The sequence below is a fragment of the Mycobacterium sp. SP-6446 genome, assembly GCF_001954045.1.
Classification (GTDB): domain Bacteria; phylum Actinomycetota; class Actinomycetes; order Mycobacteriales; family Mycobacteriaceae; genus Mycobacterium.
Map to the genome: position 1 here is coordinate 1 of NZ_MBEM01000098.1, position 2,378 is coordinate 2,378.

Consider the following 2,378-nt stretch of genomic DNA (forward strand, 5'->3'; position numbering starts at 1 on the left):
GGCGGCCACATTGCGCGGCGACGCCCGCGACGTGAGCGGCGTACACGACGTCGTGACCACCCCCGCGCTGCGTCCATTGATGGTCAGCGCGGACAACAAGGCCTTCTACATGGCGGTGAGCCTGCGGGCGCCGGGCGGGACTCCGGAGTCCACGCGGGCATACCAGCGGATCATGGAGATCGCCAAGCGTTCCACCGCGGGGTCGACGCTGACCGCGGAGCTGACCGGCCAAGGCGCCATGGCCGGCGACCTGACCATCGTCAGCACGCGGGACATGCACATGATCGAAATGGTCACCGCGTTGCTGGTGCTGGCCATCCTGCTGGTGATCTACCGGCGGCCGGTCATGGTGGCGGTGGTGCTGATAGTCCTCGGTATTTCGGTCACGTCGGCGCAGGGAGCGGTGTCGGCGCTAGTGCAGGCCGGGCTCGGGGTGTCCTCGCTGACGATCGCGTTGATGACGGCCATGATCTTCGGCGCTGGCACCGACTATGCCGTGTTCCTGATCAGCCGTTACCACGAGTACATCCGGTCGGGGATGAACTCCGATGTGGCCGTTCAGAAGGCGCTGAGTTCGATCGGTGAGGTCATCGCGGCGTCAGCGGCCACCGTCGCCGTCACGTTCCTGGGCATGGTGTTCACCCGACTGCCCGCGTTCACGAGTATTGGTCCGGCGCTTGCCGTTTCGGTCGGGATGGCGTTTGTCGCCGCCGTCACGCTGTTGCCCGCCATGCTCGTGCTCGCCGGCCGGCGCGGTTGGGTGAAGCCACGACCGCCGCTCACTGGCCGCATGTGGCAGCGCTCAGCCGTTCAGCTGGTGCGCCGGCCGAAGGCGCACCTGCTGGTCAGCCTGTCGGTGCTCATCGTGCTGGCAAGCTGCGCGGCGTTCCTGCGGCCGAGCTTCAACGACCGCCTGCAGTTGCCGCAGTCGGCGCCCAGCAACGTGGGCTACTCGACGATGGCAGCTCACTTTTCGACGAGCACCCTGCTGCCGGAGTACATCTACGTCCGGTCGCCGCACGACCTGCGGACGTCGCGGGCCCTGGCCGACCTGGACCAGATGGCGCAACGCGTTTCGCAGCTGCCCGACATCGCGGCGGTGCGCGGCATCACGCGGCCTACCGGGCAGCCGCTGGATCAGGCGAAGCTCAGCAACGAGGCCGGCACGGTCGGCTCCAAGCTCCAGGACGCGTCGACCCAGATCAGCGACCGGACCAGCGACCTCGACGCGCTCACCAACGGCGCCGACCAACTAGCGGCCAGCCTTGCCCAAGTCCGCGACCAGGTCCGCGCCGCCAGCGGGCCGATGACCCAGCTCGCCGCGACGGTGGGCCAGGCGCAGCAGCAGCTCGGCGCGGCGGCCACCGTGCTGGACACCGTACGTCAGCTGGCTAGCGGGTCCGTTGCGACGCTCGCAAACAGCGTTGCCGCGGCCGCGGCCCCGATGCTCGGTGGTTCGATCCCGCGCCCCTCGGTTGACGCCGTCCAGGCGGCGGTGCAGAACCTGACCGGACTCTTGGCCACGACATCGAACAGCCTGCGGGCGGCGGGCGGCAGCACCGCCGGCATGTCGCAGAAGATCGGGGCCATGCAGGCGGCCGCCGACCAACTAGCCGACGGGAGCCGGCGGCTGGCCGTTGGCGTGCGTACCCTCGTCGAGCAGACCAAGAAGATGGGCTTGGGCATGAGCCAGGCGGCCGACTTCCTGCTGTCGATGAAGCGCGACGCCACGACGCCTTCCATGGCCGGCCTGTACATCCCGCCGCAGGTGATCACCTCGGACGACTTCAAAAACGCGGCCAAGATGTTCATCTCACCCGACGGCCACGCGGTGCGCTACATGGTCGAAACGAAGTTCGACCCCTTCAGCACCGCCGCGATGAACCAGGTCGAGTCGATCCTGGACACCGCGCGCGGTGCGCAACCGAACACCACGCTGTCGGACGCGACAATCTCGATGGTCGGCATGACACCGATGTACACCACGCTGCGCAGCTACTACAACAACGACTTCCGGTTGATCGTCATGATGACGCTGCTCGTCGTGTTCGTCATCCTGGTGATCTTGCTGCGGGCGCTCGTGGCTCCGTTGTATCTGATTGCCTCCGTAGTGATCTCGTACCTGTCGGCGGTGGGGCTGGGTGTCGTCTTCTTCCAGTTCGTGCTCCACCAGGCGATCAGCTGGAACGTGCAGGCGACCGCGTTCATCGTGCTGGTGGCCGTCGGCGCCGACTACAACCTGTTGTTGATCACACGCATTCGCGAAGAGTCACGCTTCGGCATCCGATCCGGCATCATCCGCGCCGTCCGTTCGACGGGTGGTGTCATCACGTCTGCCGGCATCATCTTCGCCGCCTCGATGTTCGGCATGCTGACCG

At 67.0% G+C, this 2,378-nt stretch carries 1 protein-coding gene; it reads left to right on the top strand.

What is annotated here, in order from left to right:
* The coding region (locus A5736_RS08010; RefSeq protein ID WP_076245489.1) for an MMPL family transporter at positions 1-2,378 on the top strand (2,378 nt) is incomplete at both ends.